Source organism: Hymenobacter fodinae (assembly GCF_004745825.1).
Lineage (GTDB): Bacteria > Bacteroidota > Bacteroidia > Cytophagales > Hymenobacteraceae > Hymenobacter > Hymenobacter fodinae.
Genome location: NZ_SRLA01000002.1, coordinates 403,362 through 421,901 on the forward strand (window position 1 = coordinate 403,362; position 18,540 = coordinate 421,901).

An 18,540-nucleotide genomic window follows, 5' to 3' on the forward strand; every position below is an offset into this window, starting at 1 on the left:
ACCTAGTAGGTCGTTCTGTTTTACCTCTGCTCTAAGCCATTATAAAACAGCCTCCACTGGCTCGGGCTTGCGCTGGCGGCGCTTGTTCCACTGCTCAATTACGGGGTGAATGAGCACGCTAAAAAGGATGACCACCGTGCCCATGTAGAAGCCAGTCGACATTTTTTCCTGAGCTCCGAAAATGAGCACGGCTAGCAGAATGCCATACACGGGCTCCAGGTTGATGGTGAGGTTGATGACGAAGGCAGAAAGGCGCTTCATCAATTCCACTGAGCTAGAGAAAGCGTACACGGTGCAGCCGCCGGCCAGCACCAGCAGCCACAGCCAGTCGAAGCCGCGCCAGGCGAGGTGTAAGCCAGTGCCATTGGTGAAATATTGGCTGTAGAGCGGGAAGAAAAGCGCAATACTGAGGCAGGCACCGCTCATTTCGTAAAACGTGAGTCGGAGTGGGGAATGGCGCTTCACCAGCTTTACGTTAAGCACGCTAAACAGTGCCGAGAGGCCCGCTGATAAGATGGCCACCAACAGGCCGGCCATCTGGTCAAACTCCGCCTGCGACACTAGGTACAGCCCCACCATAGTCAGCAGGCCTAGGCCTACCTCATACAGCCGAATAGGCCGCCACAAAATCAGGGGCTCTAGGAATGACGTCCAGAGGGCTAGCGTGGCCATACCGGCCAAGCACACGCTCACCGAGGAAAGGCGCGCCGCCAGGAAAAAAGTTATCCAGTGCGCGGCCACCAGCACCCCAACGCCTAACATGCGCAGCGCTTCGCCGGGTGGTACGCGCCACGGCTGTTTCCGAGCCAGTAGCAGCACCGCTAGGCCAGCAGCGGCCAGCAGCGTCCGCCAAAAAACCAGCTCCACCGGCGGCACTGAAATCAGCTTACCCAAGATGGCCGTGAAACCCCAGAGCAACACAATGAAATGCAGGCGAAGGTAATCTTTGAGCATAGAGGGGAAGAAGTGAAGAGGTGACTTAGTGATGAAGGGGATTTGATGTACTAGTGGCCTAGGCTGCACGTATGGCACTGTTGGCGCCGACAGAACATCAAACTCACTTTATCACTTAGTCACTCAACCACTGTTATTGCGGAACGACGCGGTAGAGGATCAGGCCAATGCCGGTAAAAACAATGCTGGGCACCCAGGCGGCCAGCAGCGGTGGCAGCGTGCCTACTGAGGCCAGGTTGCGGCTCAGAATCACGAAAATGATGAACACGAAGGCTAGCACGAAGCCCAGCGCAATCTGCCCACCCACGCCGGCGCGGCTTTTGCGGGCGCTCATAATCACCCCAATCACCGTGAGGATGAACATGGCGTAAGGGTAGGCGTACCGCTCGTACTTTTCGCTCAAGTAGAGCTGGGTATCGTCGGCGCCGCGGTCAATTTTCTGCTGAATAAAGCGGTTGAGCTCCGGCAGGGTAAGAGTTTCGGCGAGGCGGTACGTGCTGGCGAAATCCTTGGGGTAGAGGTTAAGCGTGGTGTCGCGGGCGGGAATGCTTTTCAGGGTTTCCTTTTCGCCATTGAAGGTGCGGAGCAACTGCGGCGTCAGCTTCCAAGCGTGCTTGGTTGAGTCCCAGCTAATGGCTTCTGCGGTGAGGCGGCGCTTGAGCAGGGTGCCTTCTACGGTTTCCAGCGCAAACTTGTAGCCCACGTTGTTCACGTTGTCGTAGCTCTCCATGAAAGCGTAGGAGTTCGGCCCGATCTTAAAGTGCACGTTGCGCCCACTGAAGCGGTAGGGGTTCTTGATATAGGCCTTCTCGAACTGCACGCGGGTTTTATTGGCAATCGGAATCAGCCAGCCCGTCATGGCCATGGTGAGGGCGCCTAGAATGGCGCTACCCATCACGTAGGGCAGCAGAAACCGTTTGAAGCTGATGCCCGACGCCAGCATGGCCACCACCTCGGTACGCGACGCGAGCTGCGCCGTCACAAACACCACCGCAATAAACACCGTGATGGGGGAAAGCAGGTTGGCGAAGTACGGGAACAGGTTCACGTAATACTCCGAAATGATCTGCCAGGCCCCCAGGTCGTGCTGAATAAAGTCGTCGTTCTTTTCCGTGAAATCAATCACGCAGATTACGGACACCAGCAACACCACCGTGAAGAAAAACGCGGTGAGAAACTTCTTAAGAATGTATTTATCGAGCAGCCTCATGGATAGCAGATTACTGCTGTTTTAACGAATATATCGGCTGTAACGTGCGCTGCCGCCGGAGCCATACGTATCGGGCTGCTAAGATGGCCAGTAAAGTGCCCAGCTTTACGCATGCCGCTTGTGCTCCCGGGAACATAGGAATTGAGGTTAGATCCAACGGCGGGTAAATTGTCCAACCCTCCACAGCAGGAGATTGGATAGGCCAGCCGTAATAAGGCCACCAATACTCAGGTTGAGACATGGAAACTACTGGGCCTAGATTAAATGCTTTAAACCAAGGATTGCTTACCTAATGGATAAGTGTACCCATTAGGTAAGCAACCAGCAGTAGGGTAAGTAATTGCCCAGCCAACTGTCTGTTCGACAACGCAGATTTAAGCAGAGGACGCTTTCCGAAACCGTAAGCTAACAAGTCTGCTGCTAACAGTACTAGAACGGCTGAGGCAAACCCAATCCAGAGCGGAGCAAGGCGAAATGTGATTTGAAAGAAGATCAATTCCGGCTCTTGTGCTTGAATAGAAGTTTGAATACTGGTGTTGAAGATCAGACTATCAGCATCTGTTTCGGAATCATCTAGAAAAAACCAGCCAAATAGCATGTTAAAATCCGCCGCTATAATCAGGAGACAATAGCTGATTGGTAAGACTATCAGTAGTATCCATAAAAGGGTGCGAAGCAGGCGATGTATAGCGGGCGACATATTCCCAAGGACTACAATCGTGTCATCACCTGTTTCACCATTTTCTCTTTCCACTCGCGGAAGGTGCCGGCTAGGATTTGCTGCCGGGCTTGCTTCACCAGCCACAGGTAGAAGCTCAGGTTGTGGATGGAGGCAATTTGTGGCCCCAGCATCTCCTTGCTCTGGAACAGGTGGCGCACGTAAGCGCGCGAATAGAACGTGCTCACGTAGCCGCCTAGCTCGGCGTCAATCGGCTCAAAGTCCTCGGCCCACTTCTTATTGCTGATGTTCATGATGCCCTGGGTGGTGAACAGCATGCCGTTGCGGGCGTTGCGAGTGGGCATCACGCAGTCGAACATATCCACGCCCAGCGCAATGTTCTCAAGGATATTGGCTGGCGTGCCCACGCCCATCAGGTAGCGGGGCTTATCCTGGGGCAGAATGTCGCAGACGATTTCCGTCATCTCGTACATCATTTCCGCGGGCTCGCCCACGCTGAGGCCCCCGATGGCGTTGCCCTCGCGGCCCTGCTCGGCAATAAACTCCGCCGACTTTACGCGCAAGTCTTTGAACGTGGAGCCCTGCACAATAGGGAAGAGGGTTTGCGAGTAGCCGTAGTGACCCTCGGTGCTGTCGAAGCGCTGGATGCAGCGCTTGAGCCAGCGGTGGGTCATGTCAAGGGAGCGGGCGGCGTAGTCGTACTCGCAGGGCCAGGGCGTACACTCATCAAAGGCCATGATGATGTCGGCCCCGATGGTGCGCTGGATGTCCATTACGCCCTCCGGCGAGAATAGGTGTTGCGAGCCATCAATGTGAGAGCGAAACTTTACGCCTTCCTCCTTGATCTTGCGCGTGCCACTCAGCGAGTACACCTGATACCCCCCTGAGTCGGTGAGGATGGGCCGGTCCCAACCGTTGAACTTATGTAGGCCACCCGCTTTGCTCAGCACGTCTAGGCCAGGGCGCAGGTAGAGATGGTAGGTGTTGCCGAGAATAATCTGGGCCTGAATATCATCCTTGAGGTCGCGCTGCTGCACGGCTTTCACGGTGCCCGCCGTACCTACGGGCATGAATATCGGGGTTTCGATGGCGCCGTGGTCGGTGTGCACTACGCCGGCGCGGGCTTTGGTATGCGGGTCCTGAGTTACTAAATCGAAGGTCATGGAAAGTCGGTTGCCGGTTGCCGATTATGGGGTGCCCGCTGACCGACGTTCTTTCCAGGAACAATCTGGCAGCTGGTACTCTACAATTGGCAACTGATACAAATACAAAGGTACTCTGCCCACCCCGAATGCCTACTTTTGCGCACTAATTCACGTTCTGCGCTTTGTCTTTCCACGTTTCCCCGGCCCTAGGCCTGTTGCTGCTGAGTATAGTAGTGCAGCTCTATTACCTGGCCTACTACTTTTTGCCCTTTGCCCGCCGCCCCCCGGAGCCAACTGAAGGCCCAACCCCGGAGCCCGTATCGGTGCTGGTGTGTGCCCACAATGAGCTGGACAATCTCCGGCGGTTGCTGCCTCTGCTGCTTCAGCAAGACTACCCCGCCGGCTTCGAGATTATTCTGGTAGATGACCGTTCCGAGGATGACACGTTTCTGTATGTGCAGCAACTCACGCAGTATTATCCGCACGTCCGGATGGTTACGGTCAAGAGCACGCCTGACGGTTTGTCACCAAAAAAATATGCCCTGACGCTGGGCATAAAAACAGCTCGTAATTCGCGCCTGCTGTTCACCGATGCCGACTGTATTCCGGCCACCAATCAGTGGCTCAACTATATGCAGCGCGGCTTTGGCCGCCCGGCCGATATGGTGGTGGGCTACTCGGCCTACGCCCCGGAGCCGGGCTTCTTAAATAAGCTGATTCGGTTTGAAACCTTCCTGACGGGGGCACAGTATTTGTCTTTCGCATGGCGTGGCTTTCCCTATATGGGAGTTGGGCGCAACCTGGCCTACACGCGTCAAGTCTTTCATTCTACTAAGGGCTTTGCCTCTCACATCCGCAGCCTTGGCGGCGACGACGACCTGCTTGTGCAGGATGCCGTGACCCAAGGCGCGCGGGTAGCAGTGGTGGCCGAGCCGGGGGCGCACACGCTGAGTGAGCCGGCGCAAACGTGGGGAGCGTGGTGGCATCAGAAGCGCCGACATCTTTCCGCAGGGCGGCAGTATAAACTCTCTGACCGTCTCCGGGTTGGTATGTTTATAGGCACCAACTTGGTTTTCTACGGCACGGCAATCGGCCTGCTGTTTTCCCCGCTCAATTGGGTATCTTTGGCTATAGCTTGGCTATTTCGTACCGTGTGCGTCACGGTGGTGTATACCCAGCTTGGCCGCCGGCTCGATGACCGGTTGCCGCTAGCGTGGCTGCCTATTCTCGACGCTGTCTATTTTTTTTATTATCTCGCTCTGGGAATCTCGCTGTTCCTCTACCGCTCTCTCCGATGGAAGTAAATAATCAGGAAAAACAGTTCTCCGCCAAAGCCAAGCATGACTTCAAGCTGATTCGGGCCGCCGTTGAGCAAAGTGATGAAAAGGCTTACGCTGAGCTGATGCAGATCTACAAGAAGCCGGTGTATCACGTGGTGCTCAAGATGGTGCGCAACCCCGATGATGCCGAGGACCTGACCATTGAAGCTTTCGCGAAGGCCTTTAAGAATCTGCACAAGTTTAACCCGGAGTTTGCCTTCAGCACCTGGCTGTTCCGCATCGCCACCAACAACTGCATCGACTTTATTCGCAAGAATAAAATCAAAACGATGTCGATTGACTCGGCCATCAAGATTGATAACGGCGACGAAATCACCATCGACTTCCGTGACCAGAACCTGAACCCGCAGGAGTCGGCCATCAAGAACCAGAAGATCGAGATTATGCAGCACGTGGTATCACGGCTGCCCGAGAAATACCAGCGCCTTGTTACCCTGCGCTACTTTGATGAGCTCAGCTACGAAGAAATTGCTCAGGAGCTGAAAGCTCCCCTCGGCACTGTAAAAGCGCAACTGCACCGCGCCCGTGAGTTGCTCTATGACATGGTGAAGAACAAGAAAGAAATCATCTAGTGATAGAAGCCCTGGCCTAGGCCAGGACTTTTTTTGTCTGGCAGGTATAGCTCATTGATAGTGGTACCCCTACTGATTTACTTCATACTGCCATTAGCTGGGGTCTGGGTCTATTGGAACTTGTGCCACCGAATGAGCAAGCAACTGATGGTGCCGTCGTGGCATTTGTTGGTGGTGATGGCCACCTATGGTGGCTGGTTAATGGTGGCATTAACTGGCATGTTTTGGCAATGGTCGGGAATGGCTTCACTAGGGCTGTTGTACCTACTAGTTGTTGCCCCTGTCCTTATGCTCGTTATAGCAATTCGGACAGCACGGCTCACGCAACTTTCCCGGTATCACCGCTGGATTTTTAACGCTAGCGTGCTTTACCTGCCTATAGCTGCTGGGTTGATTATCAGCGCAGTGCTACTAAGTAAGTGAGCTTGTTTTCACTATGACCAGGGTTTTTCAATAGGAAGCCGTGAAAGACAGCCACTATCTTTGCGCCCACGATGGATATTATCAACCACTACTTCCCCCACCTTACCGACCAGCAGCGGCGGTTGTTTCAGCAGCTTGAGACGGAATTCCGCAGCTGGAATGAGCGCCTCAATCTGGTCGCCCGCACCGATGTCGACAACCTGGCCGAGCGGCACTTTCTGCACTCGTTGGGTATTGCGAAAGTGGTAGAGTTTCCGGCTGGTGCGTCGGTGCTGGATGTAGGTACGGGAGGTGGCCTACCGGGCTTGCCGCTGGCTATTCTATTTCCAGAGGTGAAGTTTCATCTGGTTGATAGCATCGGTAAGAAAATCCACGCCGTGCAGGAAATGGCCCGCGACCTAGGCCTGTCCAACGTCACGGCCGAGCAGATCCGGGCAGAGCAGCTACGCCCCAAGTACGATTACGTGGTGAGCCGTGCGGTAGCGCGGTTGGCCACTTTTCACACCTGGATTGCCCACCGCTACAAGCCTAATGGCTACGCTAACAGCGGTCTGTATTACCTAAAAGGCGGCGACCTAACAGAGGAAATTGAGGAATCGGGCCTAAAAGCCACTATTCATGACCTGCAGGATTTCTATCAAGAAGAATTCTTCGAGACCAAAAAGGTAGTGTACGTGCCCGCTAACTCTGCCAAGCAGCGCTAGGCCACTTCGCAACCAGTTTCACCAGAACGCTCCAGGTTTAGCCACAGCCTGGGGCGTTGTACTTTCTGGCCTAGCAAATTCAAAAAACATTACCGGAATCTGTATGAGTTTTTGTATAGTTGATATATCAACTATATTGGTATCAACTAGCTGTTATATGACTGTAGATACCCCAACTCAAACAGTGCTCTATACATTAGAGCAAGCCATTAAAGCGTACCGCAAGCTGTGTCAGCACAACCTAGATGCCGTAGCAGACGACCTAACCGTAGATCAGGCCCTTACCCTGATTGTGCTGGAGAAATACCCTGCGCTTAGCCAGCAGCAGATTGCAGAGTTAGTCTTCAAAGACAAGGCTTCCATCACGCGCATCATTGAGTTGCTGACACAGAAAGGCCTGCTCACCCGAGACATACATCCGCAAGACCGGCGCAAGTTTGCCCTCTCCATCACGACACAAGGCAAGCATATTCTGGCACACTTAGCCGATACCATTGCGCTCAACCAGCAAACGGCTCTGGCAGGCCTAGCGGACGAGGAAATTCGGCAATTTCACCAGACTCTGCAGAAAATTATTGCCAACTGCTTGGTGCCACCCGCATGCGCCTAGCCAGTCTAATTCTGCTGATAATGCTATGCGGTGTGGGCTCGGGCGCCGCGCAGTCAACCGTGCAGCAGCGGCTAGCAGCCTACATGCAGGGTCAGCACATCGTCAACCATTTCTCCGGGGTAGTACTGGTTACCCGTCACGATTCTGTACTGCTGCACCAAGCCTACGGGCTGGCCGACTACGAGTGGGCGGTGCCTAACACTCTGAACACCAAATTTGCGCTGGCCTCTATCACCAAAACTTTCACGGCCATAGCCGTACTGCAACTAGCAGAGCGAGGCCAGCTGCAACTCACCGATAAGCTCAACAAGTACTTTCCGCGCTTCCCTAACGGGCAGGCAATTTCCTTGCACCAACTCCTCACCCATACCTCCGGGCTAGCTCTGGACTTTGAGACTCAATACCTAGATCATACGGCCGTTTCGCCTGACTCCGCGCTGGCGTTTATTCAGCGGTTACCCGTGAGGTTTGCACCAGGCACCCAAGTGGGCTATAGCAACGTGGGATATTATTTGCTAGGCCAGATCATCGAAAAAGCTTCGGGGGTACCTTATGGCGAATACTTGCAGCGCAAAATTTTGGAAGTAGCCAGTATGACGGATACCGGCTTGAACAGTAACACTGCTTTGGTGCCACACTTGGCGCGGCTTTACTACCGAGAAGGAGCAACGTTTGTGAAGAACCCCTACATCAACTGGCACCTCAACGTAGGCCACGATGGGCTTTATGCAACGGCCGCTGATCTAGCCAAGCTAACCCAGGCGTTGCGCGGAACCAAGCTACTTTCGCAACGCTCGAAAGACCTGATGCTCACCCAGCACAACTCGCACTTCCCGGGTAACGGCTTTATCGACCGGTACGGCTACGGGGTGCTGGTGAATCCGTATTACAATCAGGGGCACTACCTGCTAACTCACAGCGGCGGCTTTTTCGGGGCCATGACAACCTGGGACTGGTACCCCAATGATGATATACTGGTAACCGTATTATCGAATAACGAAGCTGAGTCTCACTGGATCAGCTACGGCCTCGCAGCTATTCTATTCGGGAAAGCGGTGGAAATACCTTACCATCATCAACCGGTTACCATAACTCCCGAGCGCCTATTGCCATTTGCGGGGAAGTACGGCACGGTAACAATTCTTCACACTAACGGACAGTTATACCTGCAAGACACGAATACGCCGTTGGTCCCGGAGTCAGCACGAAAATTTTTTCGCCCCGATAACCCAGACCGCACGGTAGAATTCTTAACTAATGCCAAAGGGCATGTGTATGGGCTGGTCTTAACCAAAGGCGGCGTGAAAGAAACCGTTCTGAAACAGAAGGCCTCTCGTAAGTGAAGCCCGGCGCAGCCGGTAGCAATGGGTATCTACTGGCCTACGCAGGCACTTCTGAAGTCAGGAATGCTACAGCGCGGCGCTCTGAGTAATAGGCCCCGTCAGGAGCGCCCTCCGCGAACCCCACGTGTCCGCCATCAGAAGGCGTTTCCAGAAACACGTAGGGGCTCTTCGCAGCTACTTCCCTCGGAAAGCAGGTGGGAGAGAGGAAGGGGTCGTTCTGCGCATTTACCAGCAAAGTGGGCACCTGAATGTGGCTGAGGTAGCGGCCGGAACTGGAGTGCTCGTAGTAGTCATCCGCTGATTTGAAGCCGTGCATGGGAGCCGTAAAGCGCTCATCAAATTGCGGGAAATCCTGAAGCTGATCTAGGTCGTGCAGATCTACTTGGCCGGGCAGCAGTTCGGCTTTCTGCCGCATTTTGGCGCGCAGGCTTTTTAGAAAACGCTTCAGGTAAATGCGGTTCTCCAGACGGGCTATCTGATAAGAACTAGCCTTCAGATCGGTGGGCACCGAGAAGACGGCGGCGCGTTTCACCTCCTGTGGTACCCGCTCGGGCTTTTCGCCAAGGTATTTCAGCGTTACATTACCACCCGCCGAAAAGCCCGTCAGATATACTCGCCGGTAGCGGCCGGTGCTCAGGGCGTAGCGCACGACAAAATCAAGGTCGTCGGTGTCACCGAGGTGGTAGGAGCGGAGTAGGCGGTTCATTTCGCCGCTGCAGCTGCGGTAGTTCCACGCTAGGGCGTCTAGGCCTGCTTGGTTTAGAGCCCGCACCATACCGCGCACGTACGGCCGGGAAGCATCGCCCTCTAGGCCATGTGATACTATAGCCAACGCATCAGAGGCTTGGCCAATTGGCAGCCGAGACCAGTCTAGGTCCAGAAAGTCACCGTCTGCCGTCTCTATTCGTTCACGCTGATAGCGCACATCAGGCACCGTCCGCCACAGGCTGGGTACGATGGTTTGCAGATGGCCATTGAACAGGTAGAAGGGTGGCTGGTACGAAGAATGAGCAACGAGAGGCATAACGACTACAAGCGGAAAAGTGAGGGCTTCGTCCGATACTTAAATATACGCTATTAAGTATGCATGCATACAACCAGAAGCTGGTTGTTGTTCATTCTCAGTGAAAGCTCCTTGGTTACACTAGTATAATATTGTTGAGTTTGTGGCTGCTAATTGTTTGGAGAAACTATAGATAATACTGTTAATAAATAATGATATATGGATGAGTTTATAAAATGCCATCTAGTGGAAATATTTACTTTTTTCAATAGTGCTCGTATAGCCAAGTCTCAGTCCTAACTCTCTACACTATGAAGACAACAAAAGTATTTCCGCAATTTCTTGTAGCTAGTGCATTGCTGTTCAGTAGTGCCTGCTCAACCTCAAACACAGGTACCGGCTCCGGTACCACATCTGGTAGTTCGGCTGGCACTGGCATGAATACAGAGGCTACCAGTGGCACTGCTGATACGGGTGCTACGCTAGGCACCAACAACCCCGGCACCGATATGCGCTCCAGCAGTTCCTACCCCGGTGTGGCACCCGCTGGCGGAACTGCTGCTACTGACATGACCGCATTTATGAGCACGTTTGCTACCATGCAGGACCCCGTATTTCTGATGACGGCAGCTAGCAGCAACCTACTAGAAATTCAACTAGGCCAGGCTGCCACCCAGCGCGCCTCCAATGCAGATGTAAAGCAGTTCGCTCAAATGATGGTAGACCACCATACTAAGGCTACCCAGCAACTCAAAGGTGTAGCAACGCCACTAGGCGTTACGATGCCACAGACCCTAATGCCCATCCACCAAGCTATGGCCGACAAGGTATTGGCTAAGTCGGGTAAAGAATTTGACGAGGCCTACATGGATGCCATGGAAACCGCGCACAAAATGGATGTGGCCATGTTCGAGGTAAAAGATAAAGCCGCCGATACTCCAACCGTGAAATCCTTCGCCACCCAAACCTTGCCTATGCTTCGTTCACACGAGAAGATGGCTAGTGACCTAGAGAAAAAGGTTGACTAGCAGCTAGAGCTACAAGCTAGGCATGTCACATCACAGCTGAAGTCCCCCGTTTGTACCACTGCAAGCGGGGGATTTTTAGTTGCCGGCGTTTCTAGGCCAGGTATAGCACGTTTTCTGAATGAAAGTGTCAACGTAGCGTGGTATTGCTCAGCCGATTCGCATTGAGGGTTTGCTATTTCAAACCAAACCCTTACCTTTGCCAACCCAATTGAATTGATTCCGAGCAGAAGACCATTTTTCTTAACCCATGGCAAATCATAAGTCGGCCCTGAAGCGCATCCGCTCCAATGAAGCGAAGCGCGTGCTGAACCGTTACCAGGCTAAATCCACTCGCACCGCTATCAAGAAGCTGCGTGCTACCACTGATGCTACGGCTGCTCAAGAGCTGCTGAAGAAAGTATCGTCGATGCTGGACCGCTTGGCCAAGAAGAACATCATTCACAAGAACAAAGCCGCTAACAACAAGTCGAAGCTGGCTAAGTTCGTGAAGACGCTGGCTGCCTAAACGGCAAATCTGGCGTTTCTGCTCTTGTATAGAAAAGGCTCCGTGCTGCAGCGCGGAGCCTTTTCGCGTGTAAACTAGCCTAGGCTACTAGCCCAGCCTAGTAACAGATTGGTAAACGGTGTTGAAACTTATACTCGCGTCTAGCACGGCTGAGGTTATTTGTTGTACCTAGGCCAGTCGTTGGCTCTGCTGACCTGCTGTTCCAGTTTGGTCTGGCGACAAAACACGAGGGTGCCTTACAACACCCTATAAATAATCTGACTTCATAGAAAAAGCCCGGCCGAGTTATCGACCGGGCTTTTTCTATAAGAAGATAAGAGGCCTAGGCCACGCTTACTTTCACCATGTTGGTTTTGCCCTTTTCATTGATGGGCATGGAAGCGGTGTTGATGAATACGTCGCCCTTTTGCAAGTGTCCGGAAGCCGTGAGAGCATACTTGATGTCCGAAACGGTGCCGTCGGTGCTGATCATGCGGTCGTAGTAGAAGCCGCGCACACCCCAAATTAGGCTCAGCGTGGTCAGCAGAGAGCGGTTGTCGGTAAAGATGAAGATGTTCGCTTTGGGCCGATACTTGGCAATTTGGAAGGCCGTATAGCCGCGGTGCGTCATGCCGGTAATAGCTTTGGCGCCGGTGTTCTTGGCCAAGTGGCAAGCCGCCGACAGCACGCTGTCTACCATAAACGTCGGCGACTCAGGCGTAATAGGGAACCAGTGATTGTACAAGCTTGGCATCCGGGTCTCCACGCTCATAATAGTGCCCACCATCGAGCGGATAACCTCTGCGGGGTAAGCACCCACGGCAGTTTCAGCGGACAGCATTACGGCGTCGGCTCCGTCGATTACGGCGTTGGCCACGTCGCTGGTTTCGGCGCGGGTGGGGCGGGGGGCCGTAATCATGCTCTCCATCATCTGAGTAGCTACGATAACGGGCTTACCGGCCTTGTTGCACTTCTCCACAATCATCTTCTGCGCCATTGGCACCTCTTCCATCTTCACCTCCACGCCCAAGTCGCCGCGGGCCACCATTACGGCATCGGTGAGGGCAATGATTTCGTCGAGGTTCTTGAGACCTTCCGGCGTTTCAATCTTGGCAATTACCTTGGCCGATTTGCCGCTCTCGGCAATCAGGCTCTTGATGAAGCGAATGTCTTCGCCGCGGCGAGCAAACGAAAGAGCAATCCAATCTACGTCGTTCTCCAGGCCAAACTTCAGGTCTTCGATGTCCTTATCGGTCATGGAAGGGGCCGATACTTCCGAGTCGGGGAGGTTGATGCCTTTGCGGGGCTTTACGGTGCCACCGTAAATAACTTCCACGTCTACTTCCTTGTCGCGGTCGGTAGCCAGTACGCGCAGCTCAATCTTGCCGTCGTCGATCAGAATCATGTCGCCGGGCTTCACGTCGCGGGCTAGGCCTAGGTAGATAGTGCTCAGGCGCGTAGCCGTGCTGATTTCCTTTTCGCCACACACCAACTTAATTCGGTCGCCGGGCTTGATTTCCACAGCACCACCCTCTACTTCGCCCAACCGGATCTTAGGGCCCTGCAGGTCTTGGAGCAGGCCTACGTGGGTGCGCATGTCCTTATTGAGGCGACGCACCGTGTTGATTACCGACAGGTGGTCTTCGTGGCTGCCGTGGGAGAAGTTCAGACGAAACACATCCACGCCTTCGCGGATGAGCATGCCCAGCTTTTCATAGGTATTGGAAGCGGGGCCAACGGTGGCCACAATTTTGGTCTTATTAAAATGCGGGCGAGGTTCCATGCAGTAAGGTATGGCTGGTTGAAAAAGTTGAGGTATCGGTTCCGAAGCGGGCAGCCGCGCAGCAAAGGACCTTCTTACGTGAGCACCCGACGCAGAATCAAGAGCTCTGTTGCAGGTGTGGCAGACGTAAGAAGGTCCTTCGCGGTGTGCGCTAGGTCAGAAATGACGCAATGGAAGCTCAAAAGAGCAGATTTTCTTTGAATTTTAGGTCATTCGGGTCCAACTGACTTACCAGTTGCACCTCTGGCAGAGCCGTTAGGCAGGAGAGCAGGGCTTCAGCCGCCAGCGCCCCCGTCCCATTGCTCACCTGCAGCAGATAATCGTACTCTTTTATGTCGGGGGCCAAGAATGGCTTTTTCAGGGGAGAGGGATCAACGGAGCGGTTGCGTAGCAAGCGTAACGTAAAGTGCTCCGTGGCATGCAGGTAGTTGCTGATAACGAGGCGTCCACGCGTGAGCAGGTCGTAAATCAGGTCTTGCTGTTTCACCAAACGTAGGTGCAGCAGGCGGTTGAGCGTCCAGGCTAGGGTGTGCTCCCGCGAAGACGAAACGAGCCCGAACAAGTCGAAGTCGCAGTCATATTCTACGTCTAGCGTCAGGGTTTTCATAGGGTGTGATAGGGGGCGGAGAAGGCAAATTTAAGCAGCCGAGCGGCCCTGTGGAACCTCCACGGTCATAATCTTGTACCCGGAAGATTAGGGGGGCGAAGTTTGACAATGTTAGGGAAGATGGTGTTATTTGTGCCGAGTTTTCCTTAAACCCCCACGGAAATGTCTGAAATTGCAGAAAAAGTAAAAGCCATCATCATCGATAAACTCGGCGTAGAAGCTTCTGAAGTAACCCCCGAAGCTAGCTTCACCAACGACCTGGGTGCTGACTCGCTGGACACCGTTGAACTGATCATGGAGTTCGAAAAAGAATTCAACGTGTCTATCCCCGACGACCAGGCCGAGAACATCGGTACCGTGGGCCAAGCCATCAGCTACCTCGAAGAGCACGCCAAGTAGTCTAAGGCAAGCTCTTTACCCTTTTGAGTGCTTACCGGCCGGCTCGCCGCCGGCCGTTTTGCTTTCTTACCATTCCTTTCTTTCGCTTCTCTGAGCCAGCCTATGTCTCTTCGGAGAGTTGTCGTGACCGGCCTGGGTGCTATTACCCCGCTCGGCAAAACCGCCCCCGCCTATTGGGAGGGCTTGAAGGCCGGCGTTAGTGGCGCCGCGCCCATCACCCGTTTCGATGCCACCAAGTTCAAGACTCGCTTTGCGTGTGAAGTGAAGGATTACAATCCGGATGACTACTTCGAGCGCAAAGAAGGTCGGAAAATGGACATCTTCACCCAGTTTGGCCTGATTGCCGCCGATGAGGCCATTCAGGATGCCAACCTAGAGGGAGTGGACAAAGACCGCGTCGGTGTCATCTGGGGCTCCGGTATCGGGGGCCTTACTTCCCTGCAAGCTGAGTGCATTGCCTTCGCCAACGGCGACGGTACCCCTCGCTTCAATCCTTTCTTCATTCCGAAGATGATTGCCGACAGCGCGTCGGGCAACATTTCTATCAAGCACAAATTCCGCGGTCCGAACTTCGTGACGACCTCGGCTTGCGCGTCTTCCTCTGACTCCATCATCTCTGCTTTCAATTACATTCGCCTGAACATGGCCGATGTAATGGTAACCGGCGGTTCCGAAGCAGCTGTCACTGAGTCGGGAGTGGGTGGGTTCAACGCCCTCAAGGCCATGAGTGAGCGCAACGACGCCCCCGAGCTGGCCTCGCGCCCCTACGACAAGGAGCGGGACGGTTTTGTTCTGGGCGAAGGTGCCGCTTCCCTTGTGTTGGAAGAGTACGAGCACGCCAAGGCCCGCGGCGCGAAGATCTACGCCGAACTCATCGGTGGCGGTATGTCGGCTGATGCGTACCACATCACCGCCCCCGACCCCGAGGGCAATGGCGTGGTACTCGTGATGCAGAATGCTCTGCGTGACGCTGGTATTTCACCGGCGGACGTCGACTACATCAACACCCACGGTACCAGCACTCCCCTCGGCGACGGGGCGGAGGTGAAGGCCATCCAGAAGGTGTTTGGTGAGCATGCCTACGACCTGAACATCAGCTCTACCAAGAGCATGACGGGTCACCTGCTGGGTGGAGCCGGCGCCATTGAGGCAGTGGCCTGCATCTTAGCTATGCAGCACAACATTGTGCCGCCCACCATCAACCACTTCACCGACGACCCCGAACTGGACCCCAAGCTGAACTTCACGTTCAACAAGGCCCAGGAGCGCGAGGTGAATGTGGCCATGAGCAACACCTTCGGGTTTGGTGGCCACAATACGTCGGTCATCTTCCGTAAAGTCCGCGACTAATGCCAAGGCCCGGTCAGCCCCTTCCGTTGTTCGGCTTCTTTCGCCGGCTGCTGGGCCATGACCGGGCCTTTCGGCAGGCTATAGCCACCGTTACGGGCAGCACGCCGGATAACATCCGGTTGTATCATCTGGCGTTTACGCACTCCTCCATTATTCGGCAGCAGCCGGAAGTAGGGCGGCATCAGAGTAACGAGCGACTAGAGTTTCTCGGCGACGCGGTGCTGGGCACGGTGGTAGCCGAGTACCTGTTCCGCAAGTTTCCGTATGAGCAGGAAGGCTTCCTGACGGAGATGCGCAGCCGCATCGTAAACCGGGAAAGCCTCAATGGTTTGGCCCTGAAGCTAGGACTAGATAAGCTGGTGCAGCTCGACCCCGCCCAAGGCCGCGCAGCCCGCTCACGCTCCGTAAACGGTAATGCGCTGGAGGCACTGGTAGGAGCCATTTACCTTGACCACGGTTACAAAACGTCGCGCAAGTTTGTACTCAGCCGCCTGATTAAGCCCTTCGTGGATGTGAAGTCGATGACGACTACCACCACCAACTTCAAGAGCAAGCTGATTGAGTGGGCCCAGCGCAACGGTAAAATCATGCGCTACGACCTCACCGGCGAGCCCAGGCCAGGAGGCGTAATGGAGTTTTCGGCTACGGTAGTGATTGATGAAAACGCGGTGGCAACGGGCATGGGCCTTTCCAAAAAGCAAGCTGAGCAGTTAGCCGCTGAGCGCGCGTTGGAGGTGTTAGGCGTCTAGGCCAGTACCCTCATCAGAAAACATAAGCTCTGGCGTTTGTCAGGGCTTTTTGCGTTTTAGGAGTGGCCTAGCGGCAACCTGAACCGAGGAAATGGAGTTGTTTTGCAGAACGTACTTCCCTTCCGAACTATGAGAATTGCCGGCGCCGCCATCAACCAGATACCTTTCGACTGGACCCATAACCTGCGGACTATCCGCGAAGCCATTGAGCAAGCTAAAGCCTCGGGCGTAGAGCTGCTCTGCCTGCCTGAGCTGTGCCTCACGGGCTACAACTGCGAAGACTTGTTTTTGAGCGACTGGCTACCGCAGTCGGCGCTGGAACACTTGCAGCAGGTGCGCCCCTGGACTGATGGTATCTGCGTGGTAGTAGGCCTGCCGGTGCGCCTAGGCCACCGGACGTATAACACGGCCGCCGTACTGCGCGACGGCCAGATTCTGGGGTTTGCGGCCAAGCAGTTTCTGGCTAACGACGGGGTGCACTACGAGCCACGCTTCTTCTATCCGTGGCCTGCGGGCGAAACTACCACTGTGCAGTGGGAAGGGGAGGAGTGGACGCTAGGCGACATGATCTTTGAGCATAAGGGTGTGAAGTTCGGCTTTGAGATTTGCGAAGACGCTTGGCGGCCTGATGATGTGCGGCCGGCGTGCCGGCTTATGGGGCGGGTTGATCTGATTGTAAATCCCTCGGCCAGTCACTTTGCCATGAGCAAGACAGACCTGCGGTACAAGCTGGTGCTCAATGCCTCGCGCAACTTCAACTGCACCTACCTCTACGCCAACCTGCTGGGCAATGAAGCCGGCCGCATCATCTACGACGGCGAGATTCTGGTGGCCCGTAACGGGCACTTGCTGCTGCGTAACCAGCTCATGAGCTTCAAGGAGGTGGATATGGAGTGCGTAGACGTAGACTTTGCTACCGAGCAAGTGCGCGCCGAGGAAATCCAGCCCCTACCAGCCCCTAATGAATACCGCGAGCTAAACCAAGCCCTGAGCCTAGGCCTGTTCGATTACCTGCGCAAAGCCCGCAGCCGTGGGTTCGTGCTCAGCCTAAGCGGCGGCGCCGACTCCGTGATGTGCGCCGTGGCAGTAGCCGAGCTGGTGCGCTTGGGTACTGCCGAACTGGGCACGGCCGAATTCATGCGCCGGGCTGGATGTTTCACCGCCGAAGACATTGAGCAGCTAGCTGGCCCTGTGGCACCCGTGCCCGACCAAAACGCGCCGGGCCCCAAGGACGCCTCGCACTCCGAGCCCGACCAAGAGCAGGCCCGAGTAAACCGGGAGCTGACGGGCCGCTTGCTCACCTGCGCCTACCAAGGCACTGTCAATTCCTCCGACGATACCTTCAACTCCGCGAAAGAGCTGGCTGACTCCATCGGGGCCGTGTTCTACAACTGGACTATCGACGATGAGGTGACGGGCTACGTGGGCAAGATTGAGCACGCCATTGGCCGCGAGCTAACCTGGAAGACTGACGACCTGACCTTACAAAACATTCAGGCACGGGTGCGCGCCCCCGCCATCTGGATGCTGGCCAACATTCAGAACGCTCTACTGATAACTACCTCTAACCGCTCAGAAGCCAGTGTGGGCTACTGCACCATGGACGGAGACACTGCCGGCTCCATTTCGCCCATTGCCGGTGTTGACAAGGCGTTTGTGAAAGATTGGCTGCGCTGGGCCGAAACAGCGTTGAATTACCCCGCGCTGCGTCACGTGAATGCTCTGCAGCCAACTGCCGAGTTACGTCCTCTGGAAGACAAGCAAACTGACGAGCGCGACCTGATGCCGTACCCACTGCTCAACCGCATTGAGCGGCTGGCCTTCTACGACCGCCTTAGCCCACGGCAGGTATTCAACGTGCTGAAAGAAGAGGAATCCGCCACCGACCCAGAGCTGCTGAAAACCTACGTAAAGCGCTTCTACAGTCTCTGGAGCCGCAACCAGTGGAAGCGCGAGCGATTCGCCCCAGCCTTCCACCTCGACGACTATAACGTGGACCCGCGCTCTTGGCTGCGTTTCCCCATTCTTAGCGGCGGCTACACCGAGGAGTTGAATGGGCTATAGTTGCTTGCGGGGCGGAGCTAGGCCTTAGCGCTGACTAGCAATGTTATTTCTTACAAAATGACGTTGCTAGTCAGTGCTATATGAAAAAAGTGA

19 protein-coding genes are annotated in these 18,540 nt (G+C 54.8%); 12 read left to right on the forward strand and 7 right to left on the reverse strand.

The window, feature by feature from the left end; genetic code table 11:
• Nucleotides 1-39 precede the first annotated feature (39 nt).
• The 4 genes from EU556_RS08985 to tgt form a co-directional block, all read right to left on the reverse strand.
• Nucleotides 40-954, reverse strand: coding sequence for a DMT family transporter (locus EU556_RS08985; RefSeq protein ID WP_135433368.1), 915 nt, complete (start codon nt 952-954; stop codon nt 40-42).
• A gap of 133 nt (nt 955-1,087) precedes the next feature.
• Complete coding sequence (locus EU556_RS08990) at nt 1,088-2,164, reverse strand: LptF/LptG family permease (RefSeq protein WP_135433370.1); 1,077 nt, start codon at nt 2,162-2,164, stop codon at nt 1,088-1,090.
• Nucleotides 2,165-2,453: 289 nt separating this feature from the next.
• Nucleotides 2,454-2,918, reverse strand: coding sequence for a hypothetical protein (locus tag EU556_RS08995; RefSeq protein ID WP_135433372.1), 465 nt, complete (start codon nt 2,916-2,918; stop codon nt 2,454-2,456).
• Nucleotides 2,876-4,006, reverse strand: coding sequence for a tRNA guanosine(34) transglycosylase Tgt (tgt, locus tag EU556_RS09000; protein ID WP_135433374.1), 1,131 nt, complete (start codon nt 4,004-4,006; stop codon nt 2,876-2,878). Before tgt ends, EU556_RS08995 begins: the two co-directional genes overlap by 43 nt.
• A gap of 164 nt (nt 4,007-4,170) precedes the next feature.
• On the opposite strand from tgt, the gene EU556_RS09005 reads away from it, so the two are divergent.
• From EU556_RS09005 to EU556_RS09025, 6 genes are all read left to right on the forward strand, one after another.
• Complete coding sequence (locus EU556_RS09005; protein ID WP_135433376.1) at nt 4,171-5,292, forward strand: glycosyltransferase; 1,122 nt, start codon at nt 4,171-4,173, stop codon at nt 5,290-5,292.
• On the forward strand, nt 5,283-5,900 hold the full coding sequence (locus tag EU556_RS09010; RefSeq protein ID WP_110978453.1) for an RNA polymerase sigma factor: 618 nt from the start codon (nt 5,283-5,285) through the stop codon (nt 5,898-5,900). Before EU556_RS09005 ends, EU556_RS09010 begins: the two co-directional genes overlap by 10 nt.
• A 132-nt stretch (nt 5,901-6,032) precedes the next feature.
• Entirely contained in the window at nt 6,033-6,323 is a 291-nt protein-coding gene (locus EU556_RS26325; protein ID WP_210116251.1) for a hypothetical protein, read from the forward strand.
• 71 nt (nt 6,324-6,394) lie between these two features.
• Complete coding sequence (gene rsmG, locus EU556_RS09015; RefSeq protein ID WP_135433378.1) at nt 6,395-7,027, forward strand: 16S rRNA (guanine(527)-N(7))-methyltransferase RsmG; 633 nt, start codon at nt 6,395-6,397, stop codon at nt 7,025-7,027.
• 157 nt (nt 7,028-7,184) lie between these two features.
• Entirely contained in the window at nt 7,185-7,637 is a 453-nt protein-coding gene (locus EU556_RS09020; RefSeq protein WP_167855515.1) for a MarR family winged helix-turn-helix transcriptional regulator, read from the forward strand.
• Nucleotides 7,628-8,980 carry a serine hydrolase gene (locus EU556_RS09025; protein ID WP_135433382.1) on the forward strand — a complete coding sequence of 451 codons (1,353 nt, stop codon included), beginning with the start codon at nt 7,628-7,630 and terminating at the stop codon, nt 8,978-8,980. Before EU556_RS09020 ends, EU556_RS09025 begins: the two co-directional genes overlap by 10 nt.
• A 37-nt stretch (nt 8,981-9,017) precedes the next feature.
• Here EU556_RS09025 and EU556_RS09030 read toward each other — a convergent pair whose 3' ends face one another.
• On the reverse strand, nt 9,018-10,004 hold the full coding sequence (locus EU556_RS09030) for a YheT family hydrolase (protein ID WP_135433384.1): 987 nt from the start codon (nt 10,002-10,004) through the stop codon (nt 9,018-9,020).
• Between the two features lie 416 nt (nt 10,005-10,420).
• Here EU556_RS09030 and EU556_RS09035 point away from each other — a divergent pair, with 416 nt between their 5' ends.
• Both EU556_RS09035 and rpsT read left to right on the forward strand, forming a co-directional pair.
• Nucleotides 10,421-11,011 carry a DUF4142 domain-containing protein gene (locus EU556_RS09035; protein ID WP_167855516.1) on the forward strand — a complete coding sequence of 197 codons (591 nt, stop codon included), beginning with the start codon at nt 10,421-10,423 and terminating at the stop codon, nt 11,009-11,011.
• 247 nt (nt 11,012-11,258) lie between these two features.
• On the forward strand, nt 11,259-11,516 hold the full coding sequence (gene rpsT / locus EU556_RS09040; RefSeq protein ID WP_135433388.1) for a 30S ribosomal protein S20: 258 nt from the start codon (nt 11,259-11,261) through the stop codon (nt 11,514-11,516).
• A gap of 322 nt (nt 11,517-11,838) precedes the next feature.
• Here rpsT and pyk read toward each other — a convergent pair whose 3' ends face one another.
• The gene (gene pyk, locus EU556_RS09045; RefSeq protein WP_135433390.1) at nt 11,839-13,278 is read right to left on the reverse strand and encodes a pyruvate kinase; all 1,440 of its coding nucleotides are present in this window, start codon (nt 13,276-13,278) and stop codon (nt 11,839-11,841) included.
• Nucleotides 13,279-13,456: 178 nt separating this feature from the next.
• Nucleotides 13,457-13,885, reverse strand: a complete 429-nt coding sequence (locus EU556_RS09050) for an IPExxxVDY family protein (protein WP_135433392.1) — start codon at nt 13,883-13,885, stop codon at nt 13,457-13,459.
• A gap of 162 nt (nt 13,886-14,047) precedes the next feature.
• On the opposite strand from EU556_RS09050, the gene EU556_RS09055 reads away from it, so the two are divergent.
• From EU556_RS09055 to nadE, 4 genes are all read left to right on the forward strand, one after another.
• Nucleotides 14,048-14,284 (forward strand): acyl carrier protein, encoded by a 237-nt coding sequence (locus EU556_RS09055; RefSeq protein ID WP_019948606.1) that lies wholly within the window; start codon nt 14,048-14,050, stop codon nt 14,282-14,284.
• 102 nt (nt 14,285-14,386) lie between these two features.
• Nucleotides 14,387-15,634, forward strand: a complete 1,248-nt coding sequence (fabF, locus tag EU556_RS09060) for a beta-ketoacyl-ACP synthase II (RefSeq protein ID WP_135433394.1) — start codon at nt 14,387-14,389, stop codon at nt 15,632-15,634.
• On the forward strand, nt 15,634-16,383 hold the full coding sequence (gene rnc, locus EU556_RS09065) for a ribonuclease III (RefSeq protein WP_135433396.1): 750 nt from the start codon (nt 15,634-15,636) through the stop codon (nt 16,381-16,383). The genes fabF and rnc overlap by 1 nt, the downstream gene beginning before the upstream one ends.
• A 129-nt stretch (nt 16,384-16,512) precedes the next feature.
• Nucleotides 16,513-18,447 carry an NAD(+) synthase gene (nadE, locus tag EU556_RS09070; RefSeq protein ID WP_135433398.1) on the forward strand — a complete coding sequence of 645 codons (1,935 nt, stop codon included), beginning with the start codon at nt 16,513-16,515 and terminating at the stop codon, nt 18,445-18,447.
• Nucleotides 18,448-18,540 lie beyond the last annotated feature (93 nt).